General features: G+C 72.0%; 21 protein-coding genes and 1 pseudogene. 13 read left to right on the forward strand and 9 right to left on the reverse strand.

Annotated features, from left to right (window positions below; genetic code table 11):
• The first annotated feature begins 312 nt into the window (after nt 1-312).
• The 5 genes from ACFY5C_RS38095 to ACFY5C_RS38115 all read left to right on the forward strand — a co-directional run bounded on the left by ACFY5C_RS38095 (nt 313) and on the right by ACFY5C_RS38115 (nt 4,384).
• Nucleotides 313-984, forward strand: coding sequence for a response regulator transcription factor (locus ACFY5C_RS38095; protein ID WP_389454067.1), 672 nt, complete (start codon nt 313-315; stop codon nt 982-984).
• 154 nt (nt 985-1,138) lie between these two features.
• Nucleotides 1,139-2,371 (forward strand): cytochrome P450, encoded by a 1,233-nt coding sequence (locus ACFY5C_RS38100; protein WP_389453922.1) that lies wholly within the window; start codon nt 1,139-1,141, stop codon nt 2,369-2,371.
• A 67-nt stretch (nt 2,372-2,438) separates the two neighbouring features.
• Nucleotides 2,439-2,633 (forward strand): ferredoxin, encoded by a 195-nt coding sequence (locus ACFY5C_RS38105; RefSeq protein ID WP_389453925.1) that lies wholly within the window; start codon nt 2,439-2,441, stop codon nt 2,631-2,633.
• The gene (locus tag ACFY5C_RS38110) at nt 2,630-3,829 is read left to right on the forward strand and encodes an NAD(P)/FAD-dependent oxidoreductase (RefSeq protein ID WP_389453928.1); all 1,200 of its coding nucleotides are present in this window, start codon (nt 2,630-2,632) and stop codon (nt 3,827-3,829) included. Before ACFY5C_RS38105 ends, ACFY5C_RS38110 begins: the two co-directional genes overlap by 4 nt.
• 33 nt (nt 3,830-3,862) lie before the next feature.
• Entirely contained in the window at nt 3,863-4,384 is a 522-nt protein-coding gene (locus ACFY5C_RS38115; RefSeq protein WP_389453931.1) for a MarR family winged helix-turn-helix transcriptional regulator, read from the forward strand.
• Between the two features lie 19 nt (nt 4,385-4,403).
• Here the strand turns inward: ACFY5C_RS38115 and ACFY5C_RS38120 are convergent, their stop codons facing one another.
• Nucleotides 4,404-5,582 (reverse strand): MFS transporter, encoded by a 1,179-nt coding sequence (locus tag ACFY5C_RS38120; protein ID WP_389454070.1) that lies wholly within the window; start codon nt 5,580-5,582, stop codon nt 4,404-4,406.
• Nucleotides 5,583-5,669: 87 nt separating this feature from the next.
• On the opposite strand from ACFY5C_RS38120, the gene ACFY5C_RS38125 reads away from it, so the two are divergent.
• The 4 genes from ACFY5C_RS38125 to ACFY5C_RS38140 all read left to right on the forward strand — a co-directional run bounded on the left by ACFY5C_RS38125 (nt 5,670) and on the right by ACFY5C_RS38140 (nt 9,823).
• The gene (locus tag ACFY5C_RS38125; protein WP_389453934.1) at nt 5,670-6,464 is read left to right on the forward strand and encodes an AraC family transcriptional regulator; all 795 of its coding nucleotides are present in this window, start codon (nt 5,670-5,672) and stop codon (nt 6,462-6,464) included.
• 77 nt (nt 6,465-6,541) lie between these two features.
• Nucleotides 6,542-6,922 (forward strand): DoxX family protein, encoded by a 381-nt coding sequence (locus ACFY5C_RS38130; RefSeq protein WP_389453937.1) that lies wholly within the window; start codon nt 6,542-6,544, stop codon nt 6,920-6,922.
• Nucleotides 6,919-7,377: a peroxiredoxin gene (locus tag ACFY5C_RS38135; protein WP_389453940.1), complete on the forward strand. Its 459-nt coding sequence runs from the start codon at nt 6,919-6,921 to the stop codon at nt 7,375-7,377. The genes ACFY5C_RS38130 and ACFY5C_RS38135 overlap by 4 nt, the downstream gene beginning before the upstream one ends.
• Before the next feature lie 109 nt (nt 7,378-7,486).
• The gene (locus ACFY5C_RS38140) at nt 7,487-9,823 is read left to right on the forward strand and encodes a SpoIIE family protein phosphatase (RefSeq protein WP_389453942.1); all 2,337 of its coding nucleotides are present in this window, start codon (nt 7,487-7,489) and stop codon (nt 9,821-9,823) included.
• A 65-nt stretch (nt 9,824-9,888) separates the two neighbouring features.
• Here ACFY5C_RS38140 and ACFY5C_RS38145 read toward each other — a convergent pair.
• The 3 genes and pseudogenes from ACFY5C_RS38145 to ACFY5C_RS38155 all read right to left on the reverse strand — a co-directional run.
• Nucleotides 9,889-10,089 (reverse strand): annotated as a pseudogene (locus tag ACFY5C_RS38145) (ATP-dependent DNA ligase); the annotation flags it as partial.
• Between the two features lie 18 nt (nt 10,090-10,107).
• On the reverse strand, nt 10,108-10,719 hold the full coding sequence (locus ACFY5C_RS38150; protein ID WP_389453945.1) for a DNA polymerase ligase N-terminal domain-containing protein: 612 nt from the start codon (nt 10,717-10,719) through the stop codon (nt 10,108-10,110).
• Between the two features lie 82 nt (nt 10,720-10,801).
• Complete coding sequence (locus ACFY5C_RS38155) at nt 10,802-11,632, reverse strand: aldo/keto reductase (protein WP_389453947.1); 831 nt, start codon at nt 11,630-11,632, stop codon at nt 10,802-10,804.
• Nucleotides 11,633-11,728: 96 nt separating this feature from the next.
• Here ACFY5C_RS38155 and ACFY5C_RS38160 point away from each other — a divergent pair, with 96 nt between their 5' ends.
• Nucleotides 11,729-12,793, forward strand: coding sequence for a LacI family DNA-binding transcriptional regulator (locus ACFY5C_RS38160; RefSeq protein WP_389453950.1), 1,065 nt, complete (start codon nt 11,729-11,731; stop codon nt 12,791-12,793).
• Here the strand turns inward: ACFY5C_RS38160 and ACFY5C_RS38165 are convergent.
• The 4 genes from ACFY5C_RS38165 to ACFY5C_RS38180 are packed head-to-tail and all read right to left on the reverse strand — an operon-like array spanning nt 12,756 to nt 17,383.
• Nucleotides 12,756-14,156 carry a glycoside hydrolase family 32 protein gene (locus ACFY5C_RS38165; protein WP_389453952.1) on the reverse strand — a complete coding sequence of 467 codons (1,401 nt, stop codon included), beginning with the start codon at nt 14,154-14,156 and terminating at the stop codon, nt 12,756-12,758. The genes ACFY5C_RS38160 and ACFY5C_RS38165 overlap by 38 nt on opposite strands.
• Complete coding sequence (locus ACFY5C_RS38170) at nt 14,153-15,007, reverse strand: carbohydrate ABC transporter permease (RefSeq protein ID WP_389453955.1); 855 nt, start codon at nt 15,005-15,007, stop codon at nt 14,153-14,155. Before ACFY5C_RS38170 ends, ACFY5C_RS38165 begins: the two co-directional genes overlap by 4 nt.
• A gap of 13 nt (nt 15,008-15,020) precedes the next feature.
• Nucleotides 15,021-15,977, reverse strand: coding sequence for a carbohydrate ABC transporter permease (locus ACFY5C_RS38175; RefSeq protein ID WP_389453959.1), 957 nt, complete (start codon nt 15,975-15,977; stop codon nt 15,021-15,023).
• Complete coding sequence (locus ACFY5C_RS38180) at nt 15,974-17,383, reverse strand: extracellular solute-binding protein (RefSeq protein WP_389453962.1); 1,410 nt, start codon at nt 17,381-17,383, stop codon at nt 15,974-15,976. Before ACFY5C_RS38180 ends, ACFY5C_RS38175 begins: the two co-directional genes overlap by 4 nt.
• A gap of 168 nt (nt 17,384-17,551) precedes the next feature.
• Here ACFY5C_RS38180 and ACFY5C_RS38185 point away from each other — a divergent pair, with 168 nt between their 5' ends.
• Complete coding sequence (locus ACFY5C_RS38185) at nt 17,552-19,117, forward strand: glycoside hydrolase family 32 protein (RefSeq protein WP_389454073.1); 1,566 nt, start codon at nt 17,552-17,554, stop codon at nt 19,115-19,117.
• A 104-nt stretch (nt 19,118-19,221) separates the two neighbouring features.
• Nucleotides 19,222-20,196, forward strand: a complete 975-nt coding sequence (locus tag ACFY5C_RS38190) for a TauD/TfdA dioxygenase family protein (RefSeq protein ID WP_389453965.1) — start codon at nt 19,222-19,224, stop codon at nt 20,194-20,196.
• Nucleotides 20,197-20,222: 26 nt separating this feature from the next.
• On the opposite strand, the gene ACFY5C_RS38195 is transcribed toward ACFY5C_RS38190, so the two are convergent.
• Entirely contained in the window at nt 20,223-21,101 is an 879-nt protein-coding gene (locus ACFY5C_RS38195; protein WP_389453968.1) for an alpha/beta fold hydrolase, read from the reverse strand.
• 134 nt (nt 21,102-21,235) lie between these two features.
• Between ACFY5C_RS38195 and ACFY5C_RS38200 the strand changes: the two genes are divergently transcribed.
• On the forward strand, nt 21,236-23,242 hold the full coding sequence (locus tag ACFY5C_RS38200; protein WP_389453971.1) for a BTAD domain-containing putative transcriptional regulator: 2,007 nt from the start codon (nt 21,236-21,238) through the stop codon (nt 23,240-23,242).
• Nucleotides 23,243-23,313 lie beyond the last annotated feature (71 nt).

Genomic DNA, 23,313 nt, shown 5'->3' on the forward strand with positions numbered 1-23,313 from the left:
GTCGCCGACGGGGCAGTGGGCCCGGTGCGGGGCGCTGTTCAGGAGGGTCCCGCTGTCGTGCGCGAGGCCGACTGGGAGGGGTGGGCGATGGTGCCTGGCGCCCGCCCGGAGACAGGCGCGATTGCGCGGGGCGCCGGTGATGAGGTACCAGTCCTCGCGAGCGAGCCCGCTCCGCAGTCGCCCGCAGTCGGCCGCGCGGCCCCCGATGAGCCCACAGCCCTACCGTCGCGCAGGCCCGCCCCGGAGCTGCCACCCCCCGCCGCCGCAGCCCTTGACAGCCGACTTGCCCTGGCCCGCGGTGCAGGTCAGCGCATCCTGGTCGTGGCCGGGGAAGCCGATCTCGCCGAACTGCTCTCGACCACCCTCGAGTTGGCCGGTTACCGGATCAGTCTGGCCGGCACCGGCGTCGACGCGCTGGCGTGGATGGCGAAGCGGCGGTTCCAGCTGGTCGTCTTCGACACCGATGTGCCGGACATGGGGCGGTTCAGTCGGGAGCGCCGGCCGCGGCTTCCGTATCGCCCGCCCGTCCTGCTGCTCAGCGGGACCGACTCCCTGCACCGGCTCGTACCCGAACTCGGGCCGGGGGAGCGGGACTACGTCACCAAGCCCTTCCGGGTGGCCGAGGTCCTCGCCAGGATCCAGGTGTTGTTGCGGGGCGCCCGGCCCGGCCCGTCAAGGGGGCATCCGCTGCAGTACGAGGACCTCGTGATGGACGACTCGCTGTGCGGGGCGAGGCGCGGGACCCGGGACCTCGAACTCACGCCCGCGGAGTACCGGTTGCTGCGCCATCTCCTGGTCAACGCGCACCGGGTGCTGTCCAAGGAGCAGATCTGCCGCCACGTCTGGGGAGACCACCGCGGCGACAACGCGATCGAGCAGCTCGTCTCCCGGCTGCGCCGCAAGGTGGACCGGGATGCCTCCGCGCTGATCCATACGCGCCGGGGCTTCGGCTACTGGCTGGGCCGGGCCGAGAACCGACCCTGAGCCCGGCGCCCCTGTGATCTGGGCCACGTCAGCCTCCTGTCAGGAAACTGACCGGGTCGCGTCAGACCCCTCTGTTTGCATGTGCTCATCGAGGCCTCGACCCCTTCGCCCCGGCGCTCCACCCCACCCGGAGCCCCCACATCCGAGGAGAACCATGGCCGACATCCTGACCGACCCCGTGCCCGAAGCGCTGGACGCCGTCCCCGAGTTCCCGATGCCCAGGGACTCCCGCTGCCCCTTCGACCCGCCGCCCGCGCTCAAGGACCTGCAGGCACAGGGCCCGCTGACCAAGGTGCGGCTGTGGGACGGCAGTGAGCCCTGGCTCGTCACCCGGTACGCCGAGCAGCGGGCCCTGCTGGGCGACGCGCGCGTCAGCGCCGACACCGACAGTGCCGGCTATCCCACCAAGGCCAGCCCCGAGGCCGGCGAGGGCAAGCTCAGCTTCATCATGATGGACGACCCCGAACACGCCCGGCTGCGCAGGATGGTGACGGCGCCGTTCGCGGTCAAGAAGGTCGAGGCGCTGCGGCCCGCCGTACAGCGCATCGTGGACGGCCTGATCGACGACATGCTGGCCGGCCCGTCCCCGGTGGACCTGGTGGACGTGTTCGCGCTGCCGATCCCGTCGCTGGTCATCTGCGAGCTGCTGGGCGTGCCCTACGAGGAGCACGACTTCTTCCAGGAGCACACCAGGACCATGGTCCGCACGACTGCCACGCCCGAGGAGCGCGGCACGGCGAGCCGTGATGTCGCGGGCTACCTCGCCGGACTCCTGGGCATGCGGCTCGCCGAGCCGAAGGACGACCTGCTGTCGAGCATCGCCGGTCGCATCACCGCCGGTGAACTCACCCACCAGCAGGCGACCGAGATGGCCCTGCTCCTGCTGATCGCGGGCCACGAGACCACCGCGAACATGATCGCGCTCGGCACCCTGGCACTGCTCCAGAACCCCGGCCAGCTGGCCCTGCTGCGCGAGACCGACGACCCCGGGTTCGTCGCCGGGGCCGTCGAGGAGCTCCTGCGCTACCTGCACATCACCCACCTGGGCCGGCGCCGTGCCGTGACCGAGGACATCGAGATCGGCGGCCAGGTGATCAAGGCCGGCGAGGGCGTCATCATGGTCAACGAGATCGGCAACCGCGACCCCGAGGTCTTCGCCGACCCCGACCGCCTCGACCTCACCCGCGACGCCCGCCGCCACGTCGCCTTCGGTTTCGGCGTCCACCAGTGCCTGGGCCAGCCGCTGGCCCGGATGGAACTCCAGGTCGTCTACAGCACGCTCTACAAGCGCATCCCGACGCTGAAACTGGCGGCCCCGATCGAGGACGTCCGCTTCAAGACCGACGCGTTCATCTACGGCGTCCACGAGCTGCCCGTCTCCTGGTGACGGCTCCCCTCACCCGCACACGAACAGAACCCCGAACAGAACCCCGATCGAAGAAGGGAATCCGGTCATGAAGGTGGAGCTGGAAGCGGACAAGTGCGTCGCGTCCGGACAGTGCGTGCTCGCCGCGACGGACGTGTTCGACCAGGACGACGACGGCATCGCGATCCTGCTCGACGCGCAGCCCGCCGCCGAGCACCTCGACGGCGTACGCGAGGCCGTCGCGATCTGCCCGGCCGCCGCGATACGGCTGGTGGACCAGTGAGGCGCATCGTCGTCGTGGGTGCCTCGGCCGCCGGACTCGCGGCCGTCGAGACGCTCCGCCGCGAGGGCTACGTCGGCACGCTCACCCTCGTGGGCGACGAACCGCTCGCCCCGTACGACCGCCCCCCGCTGTCCAAGCAGGTGCTGGCCGGCGAGTGGGAGCCCGAGCGGCTGGCGCTGCGCGCTCCTGACGACCTGGCCGGCCTCGGCCTCGACCTGCGCCTCGGCGTGGCCGCCACGGGCCTGCGACTCGCCGACGGCGCAGTGGAGTTGGCCGACGGGTCCCTGGTGCCGTACGACGGACTGATCCTGGCCACCGGCGTACGCCCGCGTCGGCTGGCGGGGCAGGGTGGGCATGTGCTGCGCACCCTCGACGACGCCCTGCGGCTGCGGGACCGGCTGACCCCGGGAAGGCGACTGGTCGTGGTCGGTGCCGGGTTCCTCGGGGCCGAGGCCGCCGCGGTCGCCTGGCGGCTGGGCTGCGACGTCACGCTCCTCGAACCCGCCCCGGTGCCGCTGGCGCACGCCGTCGGCACGCAGGTCGGCGAGATGCTGACGCGAGCCCACCTGGAACGGGGCGTGGACCTCCGTTGCGGCGTCACCGTCACCGAGGTCACCGAGGGCGGCGTAAGGCTCGCCGACGGTGAACTGGTCCACGCCGACGAGGTGTTGATCGCGGTCGGGTCGCTGCCCAACACCGACTGGCTGGACGGCAGCGGGCTCACCGTCGGCGACGGCGTGATGTGCGACGAGTACTGCGAGGCCGCGCGCAACGTCTACGCCGCCGGCGACGTCGCCCGCTGGCACAACCCGCTGTTCGGGCAGTCGATGCGGATCGAGCACCGCACCAACGCCGCCGAGCAGGCGATGGCAGCCGCCCGGAACCTGATCAACCCTGACGCGCGCAAGCCGTTCGCGCCGGTGCCGTACTTCTGGTCCGACCAGTACGACCTGAAGATCCAGGCGTACGGCTGCCTGCGCGGCCACGACGAAGTCGCGATCGTCGACGGAGATCTGACGGAACGCCGGTTCGTCGCCGCCTACCGCACCGGCGACCGCGTCACCGGCGCGCTCGCTGTGGGCATGCCGCCCCGAGCGATCAGACAGTGGCGACAGGCGATCGCGTCCGGCTCGAACTGGCTGGAGGCGGTGCATGCCAGGGCAGCAGATCTCCGTGTCGGCGGCGCCGTAAATTAATTGAGTTACGCAATGAGATGGTAAAGTGGCCCCATGTCCACACCACCGCTCCCCGAACTACCCGACACGCCCGCGTCCCCGGAAGTGATCGAGATCGAGCGCGCGCTCACCCGCATCACCTATCTCAGCACGCGGGCCCGGCAGCACGACCGGCTCATGGCCCTGGCCGGCGTGCCGCTGGACCGGGCCGCCGTGGCGCTGCTGCGCCAGATCGCCGACTCGGAGTCGCTGCGTCCCGGGGAGCTGGCCAACCGGCTCGGTGTGGAGGCCTCGCACGTGACGCGCACGGTGCAGCAGCTGCAGAAGAGCGGCTACGTCATCCGGGTTCCGGACCCGCAGGACCGCCGCGCCCAGCGCATCGAGCTCACCGAGCCCGGTCGGCAGGCCATCGCCCGGGTCCGCGAGGCGGGCGCCCGAGGCATGCAGCTCGCCCTGTCCGACTGGACCCCCGAAGAGCTGCGGCAGCTGGCCACCCTCTTCCACCGCATGGTCGACGACTTCCTCGCCCACGCCGTCGACGAGGACACCGAACAGCAGCCCGCCGGCACCGTCTGACCGGCCCGCCGCTGCCCTCTCACGCCGACGCGGTGCGAGGGCGGTGGCCGGGGGCGTCGGACGCCGGCGCGGCGTCGGGCTGCGCCTGTCCGGGCGAGGCAGGCTCCCGCAGCCCGCGCAGCAGCAGCCGTCCCAGCACGGGAAGAGCGATCAGCGGGACGAGCGCCGTGCGCAGCGAGGTGGCGTCGGCCAGCGCGCCGATCACCGGGGCGGCGAGACCGCCCACGCTCACGGCGAGCCCCAGCGTGACACCGCTCGCAGTGCCCACCCGGCGGGGCAGGTAGTCCTGGCCGAGCGTGACGTGCAGCGAGAACGGGACATACAGGCCGGCCGACGTGAGGGCGACGAACAGATACACCGCCGGTCCGGGAACGAGCACCACCCCGGCCACCGCGAGCACGGACAGCGCATACGCGCGCCGTACGACCGTGATGCGCCCGTACCGCTCGGCGAGCCGGCCCCCGGCCACGGTGCCCACCGCTCCGCCCGCGTAGAGCACGCACAGTGCGGCCGTGCCGGCCACGTCCCCGCCGCCGGTGCGCTGACGGACGTACAACGAGACGAACGCGCTCAGGCCGACGAACACGATCGACCGGCACACGATGGCGCCGGACAGCCGCAGGAACGACGGCCAGTCGTCGGTGCCGGCCCCTTCGGCCCTGGGCCCGGTCGCGCCACGGTCCGCCGCCCTGCGCACCGCCGCGGCGCACAGCGCCGCCCCCGCGACGGCCGGTACGACCAGCAGGGGAGAAGCGCGCAGTCCGCCGGTGGCGATCACCGCCGCCACCAGCAGCGGTGCGAGCGCGAATCCGACGTTGCCGCCGAGAGAGAACCAGCCCATCGCCGTATGACTGCCTCGCGAGGCGGCGCGGGCCGCGCGTGCCGCCTCCGGGTGGTACGCGGCGACCCCGATCCCCGACACGGCCACCACCGCCAACGTGAGCGCGTAGGAACCCATGACCCCGCTCAGCGCGACCCCCGCGCCGCCCAACAGCGCGCTCAGCGGCAGCAGCCAGGGCACCGCCCACCGGTCGGTGAGCGCCCCGAACAGCGGCTGCACCACCGACGACAGCAGCGACGCCGCCAGCACGACGCCCGAGGCGGCGGCGTAGCTGTAGGCGCGCTCGGCGACGAAGAAGGGGACGAGGGCCGCGACGGCGCCCTGGTACACGTCGACACAGGCATGGCCCAGGGACATCAGGGTGATCGCTCGATCGCGTTTCTCGGTCACCCCGCGATCGTCGCCGCGCCCGGTCGTGGCCCGCTTCCGAAAATCTGCCGAAGTATGCCGGACATCCGCCACATGCCGACCGCGCCGACCCGCACCAAGGTCCTGGCCGCCGGGGAACGCATCGACGCGCACCGGCACGACGATCACCAGATCGTCTACGCGGGCTCCGGCGTCCTCGCCGTCACCACCGACTCCGGCACCTGGTTCGCCCCCGGCAACCGCGCCATCTGGGTCCCCGCCGGCACCGTGCACGCGCATCGCGCCCACGGCCACCTCGACCTGTACCTGGTCGGCCTGCCCGCCGAAGACAACCCTCCCCCGGACTCCGTCCGGGGGTACCCCCATCTCGCTTCGCTCGGCCTCGACGCCCCCACCGTGCTCGCCGTCAGCCCGCTCCTGCGCGAGCTGATCCTCGCCTACACCCGCGACCCGGCAGACGACAGCCCCGAGCGCCGCCGCCTGCTCGCCGTCCTGCGCGACCAGCTGCGCGCCTCGCCCCAGCAGCCCCTGCGCCTGCCCACACCCGCGGATCCACGCCTGGCCGCGGTCTGCGCCCTGGTCCACGCCGACCCGGCCGACTCGCGCACCCTCGCCGCGCTCGGCGCCGCGACCGGGGCCGGCGAACGCACCCTCAGCCGGCTCTTCAGGGCCGAGTTCGGCATGACCTTCCCGCAGTGGCGCACCCAGTCGCGCCTGTACCACGCGCTGCGGCTGCTGGCCGAGGGCATCCCCGTCACCGTCGTCGCCCACCGCTGCGGCTGGTCCTCCGCCAGCGCCTTCATCGACGTCTTCCGCCGCTCCTTCGGACACACGCCGGGAACCCACAACCGCCGCACGGAGCAGGGCTGATGCCCGGCCAGGGGCGGGTGGCGGACCGTGACCTACCCTCCGGTAGCATCCGGCGGCAGGCCATCCAAGGAGGATCCGTGCCCCGGTCCGAACGCTCACCCCTGCTGCTCGCCGGCCTGCTGGCCACCGCGGGGGTCGCCCACTTCGCCGTCCCGCGCCAGTTCGACGCGGTCGTGCCGCGCGCCCTGCCGGGAAAGCCCCGGACCTGGACGTACGCCAGTGGCGTCGCCGAGCTCGCGCTCGCGGCCGGGGTGGCACTGCCGCGCACGCGCAAGGTCGCCGCGCTGGCAGCCGCCGGTTTCTTCGTCGGCGTGTTCCCCGCGAACGTGAAGATGGCCGTCGACTGGCGGCACCGCCCCACCCAGCAGAAGGCCGTGGCCATCGGCCGGCTGCCGTTGCAGATCCCCCTCGTGCTGTGGGCCCGGGGCGTCGCGAAGAACTCGGAGGGCCGGGCATGAGCGCACAGCTGAAGGTCGGCGACAAGGTCGAGGACTTCACACTGCCGGACGAGACCGGCACCACCCGCAGCCTCACCGAACTGCTCACCGAGGGACCGGTGGTGCTCTTCTTCTACCCCGCCGCCCTCACCCCCGGCTGCACCGCCGAGGCCTGCCACTTCCGCGATCTCGCAGCCGAGTTCGCCGCCGCCGGGGCACGTCCCGTGGGCATCAGCGGCGACGGGGTCGAACGCCAGCAGGAGTTCGCCGACCGGCACACGCTCGGCATGACCCTGCTGTCCGACGCCGACGGGAAGGTCCGGGACCGGTTCGGTGTGACCCGCGGTTTCTCGCTGGCCCCCACCAAACGGGTCACCTTCGTCATCGGGCAGGACCACACGGTCCTGGAGGTCGTCCGCAGCGAACTGCGGATGAACACCCACGCCGACCGGGCCCTCGCCGCGCTGCGCAAGTGACCGGTCGGCCGCCCGGGGCCGCGGCGGCAGCGGGCGCCATGGCGTGACGGGCGGCAACGGCTGGGCGTCGCGGTTGATGCGGCGCCGCCGAGGACTCATGCTTGACGGCATGGAGCGCGTCTCCGCTGCGGTGATCCTCGATGCCCAGGGTGTGGTCAAGGGGTGGAGCGAAGGTGCACTGCGGCTGACCGGCCGCACGGCCGGGGAAGTCGTCGGACGGCCCGCCCGGGAACTGCTCGCCGAGGAACCCTCGCCCACGGCCGTCGCAGCGCTGGCCGGCACCGTAGTGCTGCGCCACCGGGACGGCTCGCACGTACATCTGGCGCTGCGGGCGCACAGCGTGCTGGGGGAGGACGGCGCACCCGACGGCTACATGGTCGTCGGTGAACCCTCCGCAGGGCAGGAGCCCACCCTCGCCGAGCGGGCCTTCCAGCAGGCCTCGATGTCGATGTCGGTCTTCGACACCCGGCAGCGCTACCTGCGGCTCAACGGTGTCGCCTGCCAGGTGATGGGCGTACCGGAAGAGGTTCTGATCGGCCGGCCCTTCCCCGAGACCGTGGAGGAAGCGGAGCACAGCCGCGGCTTCCACTGGCATCTGCGCCAAGTCGCCGAGACGGGCAGGCCCGTGCGCTACGAGAGCTTCACGGGAGCCCCGGCCCTGAACCGGGAGCACGCCTGGAGCATCGAGATGTGGCCGGTACGGGACGCCTCCGGCGACGTCGTGGGCACGGCCCTGGCAGCGCTCGACAGCTCCGAGCAGTACTGGGCGCGGGAGCGGCTGGCCCTGCTGAACGAGGCCGCGGCCGCCATCGGAACGACGCTCGACGTGGTGCGCACCGCCGAGGAACTGATCGGGATCATGGTGCCCCGGTTCGCCGACTTCGCCAGCGTCGACCTGTTCGACTGGGTCCTGGGATCGGAGGAGCCCCCGGCCCTGGCCGGCACCGACATCGCCCTGCGCCGCGTCGCCCACGGCTCCGGCACCGAAGGCACCCCGGAGGCGGCCGTGCGCCTGGGCGAGGTGGACCACTACCCGCCCTTCTCGCCACCGGCGCGGGCCATCCTCGACGGCAACGTGATCCAGAGTCAGGCGGGCGAGCCGGCGTTCATGCGGTGGATCGCGGAACGAGACGCCCGCGCTCCGTCCGGCCGGCGCCACCGCGTGGGAGCCCACTCGATGATGGCCGTTCCGCTGCGGGCGCGCGGCACCACACTCGGCGTCGCGGTCGCCGTGCGCATCCGGCAGTCGGACGACTACGGAGCGGACGACGCCGTGTTCGCCGAGGAACTCGCCAGCCGCGCCGCCGTCTGCGTCGACAACGCCCGCCGCTTCGCCCGGGAGCGCACCACGGCGCTCGCCCTGCAGCACAACCTGCTGCCCCGGGGACTGCCCGGACAGGCGGCCGTCGAAGTGGCGCACCGCTACCGGCCGTCCGGATCGCAGGCCGGCATCGGCGGCGACTGGTTCGACGTGATCCCGCTGTCCGGCGGCCGCGTCGCCCTCGTCGTCGGTGACGTCGTCGGACACGGCATCCCCTCGTCGGCCACCATGGGCCGTCTGTGCACGGCCGTACGCACCCTCGCCGACGTGGACCTGCCGCCCGACGAACTCCTCACCCACCTCGACGACCTGGTCACCCACCTCGCAGGCGACGACACCGACGAGGTCGCCGAACTGGGCGCCACCTGCCTCTACTCCGTCTACGACCCCGTCAGCCGCTGCCTCAGCCTCGCCGCCGCGGGCCACCCGCCACCGGCGCTCGTGCTGCCCGACGGCACCACGCAGATCGTCGAGATGAACGCGGGACCCCCGCTCGGAGTCGGCGGGCTGCCCTTCGAGGCCGCGGAGGTGGAACTGCCCGAGGGATGCCTGGTCGCCCTGTACACGGACGGTCTCATCGAGGACCGCGACCGCGACATCGACCACGCCACCTCCGAGCTGTGCCGCGCGCTCACCGCGCCCGCCGAGACTCTGGACGCCCTGTGCGACACGGTCCTCAAGGCCGTCCTGCCAGAGGACCCCAGCGATGACGTGGCCCTGCTGCTGGCCCGCACCCGAGCCCTGGGCGCGGACCGCATCGCCACCTGGGACGTGCCGGCGGACCCCGAGCACGTGGCGAGGACCCGGCAGGCCGCCACCGACCAGCTGACCGCGTGGGGCCTCGACGAGGCGGCCTTCGTCACCGAACTCGTCGTCAGCGAACTCGTCACCAACGCCATCCGCTACGGCGCACCGCCCATCCAGCTGCGCCTGATCCGCGACCGCACCCTCATCTGCGAGGTCTCCGACGGCAGTTCCACCTCCCCGCACCTGCGCCGGGCCCACGCCTACGACGAGGGCGGACGTGGCCTGCTCCTCGTCGCTCAGCTCACCCAGCGCTGGGGAAGCCGCCAGACCGGCAGCGGCAAGACGATCTGGGCGGAACAGCCCCTGCCGCCGGTGTGAAGCCTCGAACCGATGTGATCACTCGAAGGGCAGGCGGTCAGGGCTCACCGGCACATCCGCCGGACTCAGCCTGCGGCCCGCCCCGCCGGCCGCTCCCGAACGACCTCCTCGGCCGCCTTGTCGTCCCGCAGCCCCAAGTACCGTGGATGGCGCAGCATGCCGTCGCGGGTCCACTCGGTGAAGTCGATCTGCGCGACCAGTTCAGGCCTCGCCCACCGCGCCCCCGCCTCCCGCACCCGGCCGTCGAACGGCGAGGCGGCGACACGGAGATCGGTCGCCACCGCTCACCCCTCGTCGCCCTCGGCGGCGACCTGGCCGAGCGTGCGGCCGGTCCGCACCGAACGCGCCCGGTACGGGTCGGGCGTGCCGTGTCCGCGCGTCCCTCCCTTACCGGCCTTCACCAGCAGCCACGCCTCCCGGTCACCGTCCTCCCCGTCGCGGAACCGGGTGAGGGCGTACTCGCCGTGCAGCTTCGAGCCGCTCAGCCTGAACGTGGCATGGCCGCGCTCGAGAGACTCGCCGAAGTCGACCGGCCGCCCTTTGCGGTCATGGCTGAGAGGTTCGTACGTCCCGTTGTCCCAGACGATCACCGTTCCGCCGCCGTACTCGCCCTTCGCGATCACGCCCTCGAATTCCTCGTACTCCAGCGGATGATCCTCGGTGGGCATGGCGAGCCGCTTGTCGTGGGGATCGTCGGAGGGCCCCTTGGGCACCGACCAGGACTTCAGCACGTCATCCACCTGAAGCCGGAAGTCGAAGTGCAGGGTGCTGGCGTCATGGATCTGCACCACGAACCGCGGCTGGTCACCGGAGGCAGCCGAGCGGCCCTCCGGCTCACGGGTCCGCCCGAAGTCACGCTTGCCGCGGTAGTCCCGCAGCCGGTCCTTCTCACCCACGGTCGCCTCCTTCCCGAGCGCGCCCCGAGTACCCCGCGCCGCGTTAGCGACGCCCGTCGGGAACCCGGTCGGCCACGCCCGCTCAGAACTCCTCGTGCACCTCGGGGTCGCCGCCGAGGCGCCGCTGGGCGCGGTCGGTGAGGGCGGCCATTTGGGTGTCGTCCAGGGTGAAGCCGAAGATGTCGAGGTTCTCGCGCTGCCGCTGCGGGCTCGCTGACTTCGGGATGGGCAGGGCGCCGAGCTGGGTGTGCCAGCGCAGTACGACCTGGCCGGCGGTCACCCCCAGGCCGTCTGCGATGCCCTGCACGGCCGGGTCCTCCAGGAGGCTGGTGCCGCGGCCCAGGGGGCTCCAGCTCTCGGTGAGGATGCCCTTGGCGGAGTGGAAGGCACGCAGGCCGTCCTGCGAGAACAGCGGGTGCAGCTCGATCTGATTGACGGAGGGCAGGACCCCGGTCTCCTTCTCCAGGCGGTCGATGTGCGCGGGCGTGAAGTTGGAGACGCCGATCGACCGGACGAGGCCGTCCTCGCGCAGCTTGATCATGGCCTTCCAGGAGTCGACGTACTTGTCGACGCGGGGGAGCGGCCAGTGGATGAGGTAGAGGTCCACGTAGTCCAGGCCGAGACGGGCGCGGGACTCCTCGAAGGAGGCGAGGGTCTCCTCGTAGCCGTGGTGCCGGCCGGGAAGCTTGGTCGTCACGACGATCTCCTCGCGGGGCACGCCGCTGTCCGCGACGCCACGGCCGACGCCGGTCTCGTTGCGGTAGTTCGTCGCCGTGTCCACCAGGCGGTACCCCAGTTCCAGGGCGCCGCGAACCGCCTGGGCGGCCTGTGCGTCGTCCATCGGCCAGGTGCCGAGGCCGAGGGCGGGGAGAGTCGTACCGTCGTTGAGCGTGTGGGTCGGGATGCTGATCACTGCCGGACCTTCCCTTGACTGTGTCGTGCGTCCAGCGTCACGGATAGGGTGAGCGGTGATCAACCGGAACGGCGGGGGACGAGGGCAGCGGACGGCATGGGCGGCACCGAGGAGAAGCAGCCGACGGGATCGGCGCGACCGACGTCACGGGACGTCGCCCGGCTTGCCGGGGTGTCGCACACGGCGGTCTCCTTCGTCTTCAACGGCCGCGCCGAAGGCAACCTCTCGCCCGCCACGCAGGAGCGCATCCGCCGCGCCGCCACCGAGCTCGGCTACCGCCCCGACCCCGTCGCCCGAGGCCTGCGCCGCCGCCGTACGGCCGTGATCGGCCTGGTCACCGACGAGATCGCCTCCTCGCCCTTCGCCGGCCGGCTGCTGCGCGGTGCCATGGAGACGGCCTGGGGCAGCGAGCACCTCGTGCTGACCATCGACTCCGGCGGCGACCCCGCCAAGGAGGACGCCGCCGTCGCCGAACTCCTCGACCGACGCGTCGACGGCATCATCTACGCGGCCATGTCCCTGCGTCGCGTGCGCGTCCCCGAAGGCCTGCACCGCACCCACTCCGTCCTCGCCAACTGCCTGCCCGAGGACGACTCCCTGCCCGCCGTCATCCCCGCCGAGCGCGCAGGCGGCCGTACGGCGGCGCGGCTGCTGCTGGACGAGGGGCACCGCAGGGTCGCCATGGTGGGCGGCCAGGACGACATCGCCTCCGTCGACCGGCTGCGCGGCTTCCGGGACGCGTTGCGCGCCGAGGGGGTCACCGTCCCCAAGGAGTGGGTCGTGCGCACCGGCGGCGAGATCGCCGGCGGGTACGAGGGCGCGCTGCGCGTCCTCGACGGCGCACCCGCCGACCTGCGTCCCACCGGAATCTTCTGCTACAACGACCGGGTCGCGGCGGGCGCCCTGCACGCCGCGACCCGGCTCGGCATCGCCGTCCCGGGCGAGTTGTCGGTGGTCGGCTACGACGACCAGGAACACATGGCCGAGTTCCTCACCCCGCCCCTCACCACGGTCGCGCTGCCCCACCGGGCGATGGGCGACGCGGCCGCACGGCTGGTTCTCGACGCCATCGACACCGGCAGGACGCCGCCCGCGACGGTGCGGCGCCTGGCCTGCCCGGTGATCAGCCGCGCGTCGGTGGGACCAGCTCCCAGCCGGTGACCGTGGCCGCCGATCCCGTGACGACGAGCTCGGGGATGTCGTCCGGCCGCCGGTAGACCCGCTCGGTGACCATCGCCCGATCGCCGACGAACAGCTCCAGCAGCGAGCCGTCGACGAGGACCCGCACCTCGCCGGCCTGGGCCCGCACCACGATCGGTCCCGATTGCTCGGGTCCTGTCCGGGGCCAGTCGGCGCGGTCGAGCGTCACGGTGCCGGCGTCCGGGTCCAGAACCACCGTCAGCTCGGCGCCGGAGACGGACCGGAGCAGGCTGACGGTCGTGCGGGCGGACGCGGTGACGGTCAGGTCGTACGCCTCCGGCAGCGCGGCAGGACCGCCCGCCGACGTGACGAACGGCGCGCCCGCACGCAGGAGTTCGAGTTCTGGTGCCGGTACGACCCCCAGGGTCCCGTCCGGATGCGTGTCCACGACCCGCGGCGCGGTCAGGACCCCGGCCCAGCCCGCGCGATCGACCTCGGCCTGCTCACGGGCCTCCCACGACCAGCCCCACATCAGCGCCCGGTCCGGCTCCTGCAGCACGGCGGGGGCATAGAAGTCCCGCCCATGGTCGAGCCGTCCGCCCCTGCGGGCCTCGAAGCGCAGATCGGCCCCGTCGTACGGCTGGAGACGGCCCGTCAGGTAGCCGGTGGTGCAGGGGCTTCCGTCCCACAGGGACAGCACCAGCACCCAGTCGCCGCCCCCCGTCGAGAACAGCTGCGGGCACTCCCAGCCCACCGCCCCGTCCCCGAAGGCATCAGCCGCGACCGGGTCGTTGCCGTCCAGGAAGACCCCCGCGAACCGCCAGTCGGTCAGGTCGTCACAGTCGTACAGCAGCACCGACGGCGTCCCGTCCGCGTGCCCCGCGCCGACCAGTGCCCAGCGGCGTCCGTCGCTCCTGAACACGAACGGGTCGCGGAACATGACCACGTCCAGGTCGGCGGGCGGACCGCTCACGACCGGTGTCGGCAGCGGCTTCCAGTCGGTGAGCGTCTCGTCCTCCGGGACCACCGCCCGCGCCAGGCAGATCGAGCCGAGGCCGGTGTGGTGGCGGTCGACGCCCGTGTACACCGCGGTCGGTGTGCCGTCGTCGTCGACCACGCACCCGGACCAGCAGCCCGCCTCGTCCGGGCCGCCGGGCGTCGGCGTGAGCGCAATCGGATGGTGCTCCCACCGGACGAGGTCGGCACTGGAGACATGCCCCCAGTGGACGTTCGTGTGCACGGGCGCGGCGGGATTGTGCTGGTAGAAGAGGTGATGGCGGCCCCGCCAACGGAAGGGCCCGTTGGGGTCGTTGATCCAGTTGGCGGGGGGACGGACCCGGAAACGCGGGGCGCCGGGATCCGGGGACTGAGCGGTGAGGCTCAACGGTTGACTCCTGCGGACGTGATGCCCTCACGCAGAGGGCGCTGACCGACGACGAACACGGCGACGGCGGGGATCATGGAGAGGACGACACCGGCGAGGACCACGGAGATGGAGCCGGTGCCGAGGTTGCCCTGGAGGGAGACAAGGCCGAGCGGCAGCGTGTAGTTCTGGCCGGAGGTCTCCAGGATCAGCGGGCGGAAGAATTCGTTCCAGTGGTAGTTGAAGGCCAGCACGCCGACGATCGCGAGCCCCGGCGCGGCCAGCGGCGCGTACACGGACCGGAAGATCCGCCACGGCCCGCAGCCGTCCAGCATCGCCGCCTCGCCCAGGTCCTTGGGCATGCCCAGGAAGTACTGGCGCATCAGGAAGGTTCCGAACGCGGTCGGGAACGCCGGGATGATCAGACCGAGCAGGGTGTCGGTCAGGCCCATCGACTTCAGCACCAGGAACACCGGCACGATGGTGACCTGCAACGGCACCATCATGGTCGCGAGGACGAGCCCGAACAGCGGTTTCTTGAACCGGAATTCGAGGCGCGCGAAGGCGTATCCGGCCAGTCCCGCCGTGATCATCTGACCCACCGCGATCAGCGCCGTCACCAGCGTCGAGTTGAGGGCGAGCAGCCATACGTCGATCTGGTCGAAGACCCCGCGGTAGGCCTCGGCGGACGGGTCCGTCGGGATGATCCTCGGCGGCAGGTCGAACGCCTCGGCGGGAGTGCGCAGTGAGGTGGAGACGGTCCACAGGACCGGCCCCAGGGTCAGCAGCGCGCACACGGCCAGGGCGACGATCCGCGCCCAGGGTGCGAGCGAGTGCCGGGTGCGGCTCAGGGAGAGGGTTGCTTGGCTCATGGAAGTCACCGGCTCACTGGTAATGGACGAAACGCCGGCTGAGCCGGAACTGGAGGGCGGTGACCGCCATGATCAGCACGAACAGCAGCACGCCCACCGCCGAGGCCTCGCCGAACCGCAGCTGCTCGAAGGCGCTCTCGTAGATCACCATCACCGCGGTGCGGGTGGCGTCACCGGGCCCGCCGTTCGTGAGGACGTACGGCTGCTCGAAGACCTGGAGCGCGTTGATGATGCCCACCACCGACGCGACCAGCAGCGTGGGCGAGAGCAAGGGGAGCGTGATGCCGAGGTGCTTGCGCAGACCGGTCGCACCGTCGAGGGAGGCCGCCTCGTGGATCTCCTTGGGGATGTTGTTCAGGCCTCCGACGAACAGCAGGAACGAGAAGCCGAACTGCTGCCAGACGTAGACCAGGATCACCGTGGCCATGGCCGCGTTCTCGGACGTCAGCCAGGGCACCGGAGCCACTCCGACCAGCCCGAGCAGCCAGTTCACCACCCCGAAGTCCTGGTTGAACAGGTACTTCATCACCACCGAGATCGACGCGGCGGACAGCACCAGCGGGAAGAAGAACGCCGACCGGAACACCGACCGCAGCCACACCGGCATCCGCCCGTTCACCGCCAGGGCCAGCACCAGCGCGATCAGCAGTTGCAGCGCCACGGCGAACACCATGAAGACGAGCGTGTTGCGGAAGGAGACCAGCACGGTCGAGTCGGTGAAGACCTCACGGTAGTTGGCGGCCCCGGCGAAGCTCGGGGAGTCGATGACGTTCCAGTGGAAGAGGCTCAGCACCACCGATCCGACGATCGGCACGACCGTGAAGACGACGATACCGACGATCGTGGGTGCCAGGAACAGGGTGGCCAGGCGCCGTGCGCCACGGTCGCGGGCGGAGGGCCGGGCCGTCGGAGCCGGTGGAGCGGCCGGTGGCTTCGGCCGTACGGCGGCCGGTGTCCGGGTGTTCGTCATACGTCACGCTCCATGGCCTTCTCCAGGTCGCCCTGCATCCGGCGCAGGGCGGGGGCCACCGCGCGCCGGGAGGACAGGGCCGTACCGGTGTGCTTGAGCAGCACCTGCTCGACCTCGGCGACCTGCGGCGGTGCCGGGATCGGCCCGGTGTCGGGGAACTTGTCGAGGGTGTCGTAGAAGACCTGCCAGCGGTTCGGGCCGGTCTCGCGATAGCGGTCGGCGGTCAGCATCGAGCGGCGCGCCGGGGTGGTCTGGTTGGTCGTGAACAGCCGCGTCAGGGTGTCGTGACGGGCGGCGTACTTGATGAACTCCCAGGCCTCCTCCTGCCGCTTCGACGTGCGCAGCAGCGCGTAGCCGGCGGCGCCGTACTGCATGCGCTGGGTGCGCCAGCGCGGGAAGTACTGCACGTCGAAGCCGTCGGCCGGCATGCCCGCCAGATGCAGGCCGCCGGCCCAGAAGCCGCCTGCGGGCGTGACCCCGACCCGGCCGGTGGAGAACACACCGATCAGGTTCTGGCCGTTGCCGCCCTCGGGGCGCGTGCACAGCCCCTCCTGGATGAGGGAGGCGAGATAGTCGTACGCCTCCTCCACGCGCGCGTCGGTGGCCTGCGGCGTCGTCCACCGGAAGCCGCCCCCGCGTCCCTGCCGCTGGGCGGCCGGGTAGAAGGAGTCCCACAGCCAGGCCCCACCGGGTGCCTTGGACTCGGCGAGGAGGTTGGTGTCGTTGGCGAACAGCCACGGCACCACTCCGCCCCACAGACGGTTGGTCCAGAAGTACGGCGTGAACTGGGAGCCGCTGGAGCTCTTCATGTCCCGCAGCAGGGCGGTGAAGTCGTCGCGGGTCCAGTCGGCCGCCGGGAAGTCCGCTCCCGCCCGCTTCAGCACCTGGTGGTTGAGGTACATGTCGGCGGCGTTGAACTCGACGGGCAGCTGGTAGAGGCTGCCCTCGTACATCATCGACTCCACGAGCGAGGGATGGACGTCGGCGAAGTACTCACGCAGTTCCCCGGCGTCCCGCCGCACCCAGTCGTCGAGCGGGACCCCGAGACGCTGCGCGAAGAGCTGTACGCCCTCGGTGGCGACGTAGACGAGATCGGGCGCGGTGCCCGCCGCGATCTGGGTGAGGATCTTCGCGAAGAAGTCCGACCAGTCGACGGCCTGTACGGCGTTGATCCGCAGCTTGATGTCGGGGTGGACCTTGCCGAAGCCCTCGGTGAGCGTGCGGACGGCTTCCGGTCCGTAGGCGGGGCCGAGCGTGGCGACGACGAGGGAACCGTCGTCGCGGCCGGGGATGTCGGCTCCGGTGAGCCGGTCCCAGCTCGCGGCGGTGCCCGCCAGCGCGGCGGCTCCCGCGCCGTAGGCGCCGTACCGCAGCAGGCTGCGGCGGGTGAGGTGCGAGTCGGTCATCTAACGGGCCTAACTCGTGTTAGTCGAGTAGTGATGCCCCAGATGATGGGAAGCGGGCCACGGCCCTGTCAATAGATGTGAACCACTTGACCTTTAACGAGTTAGGTCCCAAAGTCCTGATCCCACGAGCCACCGTTCTGACACCTCTGACGAGAGGAACGATGCGTGATGCGAGGGATGTCCAGGAGAGCACTGCTCGCCGGTTCGGCGGCGGGAGCCTCGGCCGCACTGCTGGCGACCGCACCGACGGCCGCCGCGAAGCCCAGGGCCGCGGAGCTCAAGAAGGCGGCAGCCACCTGCGCCAGTTACCGCGCCCAGTACCACTTCACGGTCCCCGACCAGTGGAAGAACGACCCTCAGCGCCCGATCTGGATCGACGGCGAGTATCACTACTACTACCTGTACAACCCGGACTATCTCGCCGGGGGAACCACCACCGGCACCGCCTGGCGCCTGGCCACCAGCACCGACCTTGTCTCCTTCACCGACCGCGGGATCGCCGTGCCGAAGGACACCACCCCCAACGGCGACGTGTGGTCCGGCTCGGCGGTGATCGACACCGACAACACCGCGGGCTTCGGCGCGGGCGCGGTGATCGTCCTCGCCACCATGGCGCCGGACGAGGTCACGCAGGCGCAGTACCTGTACTACTCGACCGACCGCGGCCGCACGTTCACGCCCCACGGCACCGCCCCGGTCCTGCCCAACCCCGGCGTCCGGGACTTCCGTGACCCCAAGGTGATCCGCGACGAGGAGCGCGGGCGCTGGGTGATGACGCTTGCCGAGAACGACAAGGTGGGCTTCTACCACTCCACCGACCTGAAGTCGTGGACGTACGTCAGCGGCTTCGTCAGAGGCGGGATCGGCGTCCTGGAGTGCCCGGACCTGTTCCGCATCACCGCCGCCGACGGCACCGCGAAGTGGGTGCTCGGCGTGAGCGCCAACGGCAAGGGCTCGGGGCGGCCGAACACGTACGCCTACTGGACGGGCTCCTTCGACGGCACCGCCTTCACCGCCGACGGCGCCGACCCGCAGTGGCTCGACCACGGCTGGGACTGGTACGGGGCCGTCACCTTCGACAAGCACCGGAGCGACGGCTCGGTGGACCCGTCCGTGCGCTACGCGATCGGCTGGCTCAACAACTGGGACTACGCCAACATCACGCCCACCATCGACTGCGACGGCTTCAACGGCACCGACTCGATCGTCCGCGAGACCACCCTGAAGCGGGGATCCGACGGCACGTACCACCTCGCCTCACAACCGGTCGCCGCCCTGCACGACCACGTCTCCCGCACGGTGAACCTCGGCGACCTGGAGGTCACCGGCACCCGCGTGCTCGACTACAGGGGCACGGCCTACGAGGTGACCTGCGAGATCACCTGGGATCAACTCACGGGCGCCGGACTCCAGTTGCGCCGTTCACCCGACGGTTCCCGCCATGTCGATGCCGGGATCTACGGTGACTACGCCTTCCTCAACCGCCGCCCCACCGTGAACCCCGACGCCACCGGCAGATGGCAGGAGAGCCACAGCCCCTTCGACCCGTCCGCCCGCACCGTGCAGCTGCGGATCCTGGTCGACCGTACGTCCGTCGAGATGTTCGTCGGCGACGGACGGTATGTGCACTCGTCGGAGGTCTTCCCGTATCTGATCGACACAGGGCTCGCGCTCTTCGCGATCGACGGCACGGCGGTCTTCCGGAACACGGTGATCCGGGAGTTCGCGGTCTGACGCTCTGTCTCGGCCCTGTCGCCAGGCCCGCCGAACACTGTCACGATCTTCCTGGGGCCGGCTCGGACCGGGGCCGGTGCGGACGGACGACCGACGGAGCAGGCATGACGACGGACAGGGCTACAGCGGACGGGACGGAGCAGCTCACGGGGATCGAGGTGAAACCGGTCGCCGGGCACATCGGGGCGGAGATCACGGGCGTCGACCTGGCCGCGGAGCCGGCCGACGCCGTGGTCGCCGCGATCCGGGCGGCCGTACTGCGCTGGAAGGTGGTGTTCTTCCGCGGGCAGCGGCTGGACCACGCCGGGCATGTGGCGTTCGCGCGCCGGTTCGGCGAACCGGTCGTCCTGCGCAAGCGGGGGAGCGCCTCCCCGGCGGACTTCCCCGAGATCGAGACGACCGCGGACCGGCTGGAGCTGGGCGGGAAGTTCGGCATGGAGCACGACGAGTGGCTGCGGCGCCGCCGGCACACCCTGCTGCGCGGCTGGCACTGCGACCACGGCGCCCGTGTCGACCCGCCCGCGGCGACGATCCTGCGCGCCGAGACGGTGCCCCCGTACGGTGGCGACACGACCTGGTCGAACCTTGCCGCCGCGTATGCCGGCCTGTCCGGCCCGGTGCGGGAGTTCGTGGACGGGCTGCGGGCCGAGCACCGCCTCGGCGTCGGCTACCAGCCCCGGCCCGGCGACGACGCCTACGTCCGTCACCTGCTCGACCATCAGGTCGCGACCCTGCATCCGCTGGTCAGGGTCCACCCCGAGACGGGGGAGCGGATCCTGTACGTCAACGGCTACTACGTCGAGCAGATCGCCGACCTCTCCCGGGCGGAGAGCGCCGCCGTCCTGGAGATGCTGCTGGCCCAGGCGACCCGCCCCGAGTACACGGTCCGCTTCCGCTGGGAGCCCGGCAGCGTGGCCTTCTGGGACAACCGGGCCACGATCCACCTCGCCCCCGGCGACAACGCCCACCTCGACTTCCCCCGGACCATGCACCGGGTGATGCTCGCGGGTGACGTGCCGGTGGGGGTGGACGGCAAACCGTCGGAGCCGATCACCGGGACCGAGCGGGGGCGCTGGTAGCCACCGCTCCCGCTCGGCCACCGCGCTCAGCGGGCGACCAGCTCGCGCAGCGCCTTCACGACCTCGTCCGGCGCCTCCTCAGCCATGAAGTGACCGCACGTGACCGTGGTGTGCCGCAGATCGGGCGCCCAGGCACGCCACAGCGCGGCGGCGTCGAAGCCCAGGGCGGCGCCCCAGTCCTGCTGGAGCACGCCGACCGGCATCCGGAGCGTGGTTCCGGCCGCCCGGTCGGCCCGGTCGTGCTCGATGTCGACGCCGGCCGAGGCCCGGAAGTCCGCGACGATGGAGGGCACGGCCTCGCGGCAGGCCGCCAGGTAGGCGGCGCGGACCTCGTCCGGCACGGCCCGCCGGTCGGACGTCCAGATGTCGAGGAAGTGGCCGAAGAACTCGTCCGGCGCCGCGCCGATCATGCGCTCGGGCAGGCCGGGCGGCTGGGCCATCAGATAGAGGTGGAAGCCGACGGCGGCCGTGACGCCGTGCATCACCTCCCACATGTCGAGTGTCGGCAGCACGTCGAGGCAGGCCAGGTGGGTGACCGTGGCGGGGTGGTCGAGCGCGGCACGGAAGGCCACCAGGGCGCCGCGGTCGTGCCCGGCCAGCGCGAAGCGCTCGTGCCCGAGTTCACGGGCCAGGGCCACGATGTCCGCGGCCATGGTCCGCTTGGCGTAGACGGTGCCGTCGGTCTCGGCCGGCTTGTCGCTGGCGCCGTAACCGCGCAGGTCCGGGCAGATCACGGTGTGGTCGGCGGCGAGGTCGGCGGCCACGTCGCGCCACATCAGGTGGGTCTGCGGGAAGCCGTGGAGCAGGACGACGGGCGGGCCGGAGCCGCCGACGGCCGTGTGCAGGGACACGCCGTCGGCGACGGGAACGCGGTGGTGATCGAAGCCGGCGATGACGTTTGGCATGGCTCCGCTCCTTTCGATGCGATGGGGGAGGATTTCCTTGGGGAAGATCGGGTCCCTCGATCCTCGCGGCGGCCGATGAGCGGGTGATGAGCAGAGCAGCGGCGTGGCGGCGGCGCCCGGGGAGGAGGACGGCGGTGGACGACGTAGGGACTTCCTTCGGTGTGCTCGGACCGGTGACGGCCTGGGGCGCGGACGGGAACGCGATCGACCTGAAGGGCCCGAGACACCGCTCGGTCCTCGCCCGGCTGCTCGTCGCCAAAGGACATGTCGTGCCTGTCTCCCGCCTCGTCGACGACCTCTGGAGGGACGACCCGCCCGCCCAGGCCGTGGGCGCCGTACGCACCTTCGTCGCGGCACTGCGCCGCGCCCTCGAACCCGGCCGACCGCCCCGCACCCCGGCTCGGCTGCTGGTCACCGACGGCCCGGGCTACGCCCTGCGCGCCGAGAAGGACGCGGTGGACGCATGGCGGTTCGAGGACTCGGTCACCGCTGCTGGTGCGCTGCCGGCCAAGGAGGCGGCCGTACGGCTGGACGAAGCGCTCGGCTCTTGGCGCGGCCCCGCCTACGCGGAGTTCGCGGAGCAGGAGTGGGCCCGGACCGAGAGCCGTCGCCTGACCGAGCTGCGCCTGCACGCCGTGGAGCTGCGTGCCGAGGCGCTGCTGGCCCTCGGCCTGGCCGACCGGGCCGCCGCGGACCTGCGGGCGCACACGGCCGAGCACCCCTGGCGGGAGAACGCCTGGCGCCTGCTGGCCCTGGCGCTGTACCGCACGGGCCGGCAGGCCGACGCGCTGGACGTGCTGCGTCGGGCGCGTGCCCTGCTGGCCGAGGAACTGGGCATCGACCCGGGGCCCGGTCTGCGTTCCCTGGAGGCGGACATCCTCCACCAGGCCGACCACCTCGGCGAGGCGCGCGACAACCCCGCCGGCCGGGTCTGGGAGCAGGTGGCTGCCGCCTACGACCGTGCCGTCGCCCCTGACGCCCGCGCCCGCCTTGAATCCACGACCGGCCTGCTCCGCAGCCTCGCCGTGACCGGAGGCAGCGGACTGCCGGCCGCCCGTGAGCACCGGGTCGCGGCCATCGTGGCCGCCGAGGAACTGGGTGACGCCGAGCTGACCGCCCGGGTCATCGGTGCCTACGACGTCCCGGCGATCTGGACCCGCCTCGACGACCCGGAACAGGCCGCTCACGTGGTAGCGGCAGCCGAACGCACCCTCATCGCCCTGCCCGCCGAAGGCCACGAGGCGTCCAAGGCCCGGTTGCTCGCCACGATCGCCCTGGAGTCGCGCGGCACCCCGCATGCCCGTGGCGCGCAAGCGGCCCGCCAGGCCGAGGAGATGGCCCGTCGGCTGGACGATCCGGCGCTGCTGGCGTTCGCCCTCAACGCGGCGTTCATGCAGTGCTTCGACAGCAGCGGGCTGGCGCCGCGCCGCGACGGGATCGGTGCGGAACTGATCGCGCTCGCCACCCGCCACGGCCTCACCACGTTCGAGATCCTCGGCCATTTGATCCGGCTCCAGGCCCGCAGCGCCCTCGGCGACTTCACCGCGGCAGACCGGCACGCGGCCGCCGCCGACGCACTGGCCGAACGCCACGAGGCACCGCTGGTGCGTGTGTTCACCGGCTGGTACGCCGCACTGCGGCTGGATGCCACCGGCCGGGCACCGGTGACGCGGGTGGAGGCGGGCTACCGGGAGGCGGCCACCCTGCTGCAGGGAGCGGGCATGCCGGGCCTCGCCCACGGCCTGTTGCCGCTCGCGCTGCTGTGCCTGCGCGTGCGGCACGACCTGCCCCTGCGCTTCGACGACCACACGGACTGGGGCCCCTACGCCCCCTGGGCGCGCCCCCTGCTTCTCCTCGACCGAGGCCACCGCTCCGAGGCCGCCGAAGCTCTCCACGCGACACCCGAACCACCCCGCGACCTCCTCCAGGAGGCTCTGTGGTGCCTGACCGCCCGTGCGGCCCTGACCCTCGGCGACCGGCCGGCCCTCGCACGCGCCCACGCCGCCCTCACCCCGGCGGCGAACGAACTGGCCGGAGCCGGCAGCGGGTTGTTCACCCTGGGCCCGGTCGCGGCATTCCTGCAGGACATCACCGCTGTCCTTGGCAGGACTGCGTCACCAATTGATCATTTCGACCGGTGAACCGTTCGACGAAACTCGTCGTCGTACAGGTGAATGATCGACAACGCTCTGCGCGGGTACCGGTCCCGGCG

This window comes from Streptomyces sp. NPDC012935 (genome assembly GCF_042900345.1).
In the GTDB taxonomy this organism is placed as follows: domain Bacteria; phylum Actinomycetota; class Actinomycetes; order Streptomycetales; family Streptomycetaceae; genus Streptomyces.

What these genes read in the sequence shown, in the direction of transcription:
- ACFY5C_RS38100 (WP_389453922.1), top strand. Translation starts at nt 1,139, where the DNA reads ATGGCCGACATCCTGACCGACCCCGTGCCCGAAGCGCTGGACGCCGTC.
- ACFY5C_RS38105 (WP_389453925.1), top strand. Translation starts at nt 2,439, where the DNA reads ATGAAGGTGGAGCTGGAAGCGGACAAGTGCGTCGCGTCCGGACAGTGC.
- ACFY5C_RS38115 (WP_389453931.1), top strand. Translation starts at nt 3,863, where the DNA reads ATGTCCACACCACCGCTCCCCGAACTACCCGACACGCCCGCGTCCCCG.
- ACFY5C_RS38120 (WP_389454070.1), bottom strand. Translation starts at nt 5,582, where the DNA reads ATGTCCCTGGGCCATGCCTGTGTCGACGTGTACCAGGGCGCCGTCGCG.
- ACFY5C_RS38125 (WP_389453934.1), top strand. Translation starts at nt 5,670, where the DNA reads ATGCCGGACATCCGCCACATGCCGACCGCGCCGACCCGCACCAAGGTC.
- ACFY5C_RS38135 (WP_389453940.1), top strand. Translation starts at nt 6,919, where the DNA reads ATGAGCGCACAGCTGAAGGTCGGCGACAAGGTCGAGGACTTCACACTG.
- ACFY5C_RS38140 (WP_389453942.1), top strand. Translation starts at nt 7,487, where the DNA reads ATGGAGCGCGTCTCCGCTGCGGTGATCCTCGATGCCCAGGGTGTGGTC.
- ACFY5C_RS38160 (WP_389453950.1), top strand. Translation starts at nt 11,729, where the DNA reads ATGGGCGGCACCGAGGAGAAGCAGCCGACGGGATCGGCGCGACCGACG.
- ACFY5C_RS38170 (WP_389453955.1), bottom strand. Translation starts at nt 15,007, where the DNA reads ATGAGCCAAGCAACCCTCTCCCTGAGCCGCACCCGGCACTCGCTCGCA.
- ACFY5C_RS38175 (WP_389453959.1), bottom strand. Translation starts at nt 15,977, where the DNA reads ATGACGAACACCCGGACACCGGCCGCCGTACGGCCGAAGCCACCGGCC.
- ACFY5C_RS38180 (WP_389453962.1), bottom strand. Translation starts at nt 17,383, where the DNA reads ATGACCGACTCGCACCTCACCCGCCGCAGCCTGCTGCGGTACGGCGCC.
- ACFY5C_RS38185 (WP_389454073.1), top strand. Translation starts at nt 17,552, where the DNA reads ATGCGAGGGATGTCCAGGAGAGCACTGCTCGCCGGTTCGGCGGCGGGA.
- ACFY5C_RS38190 (WP_389453965.1), top strand. Translation starts at nt 19,222, where the DNA reads ATGACGACGGACAGGGCTACAGCGGACGGGACGGAGCAGCTCACGGGG.
- ACFY5C_RS38195 (WP_389453968.1), bottom strand. Translation starts at nt 21,101, where the DNA reads ATGCCAAACGTCATCGCCGGCTTCGATCACCACCGCGTTCCCGTCGCC.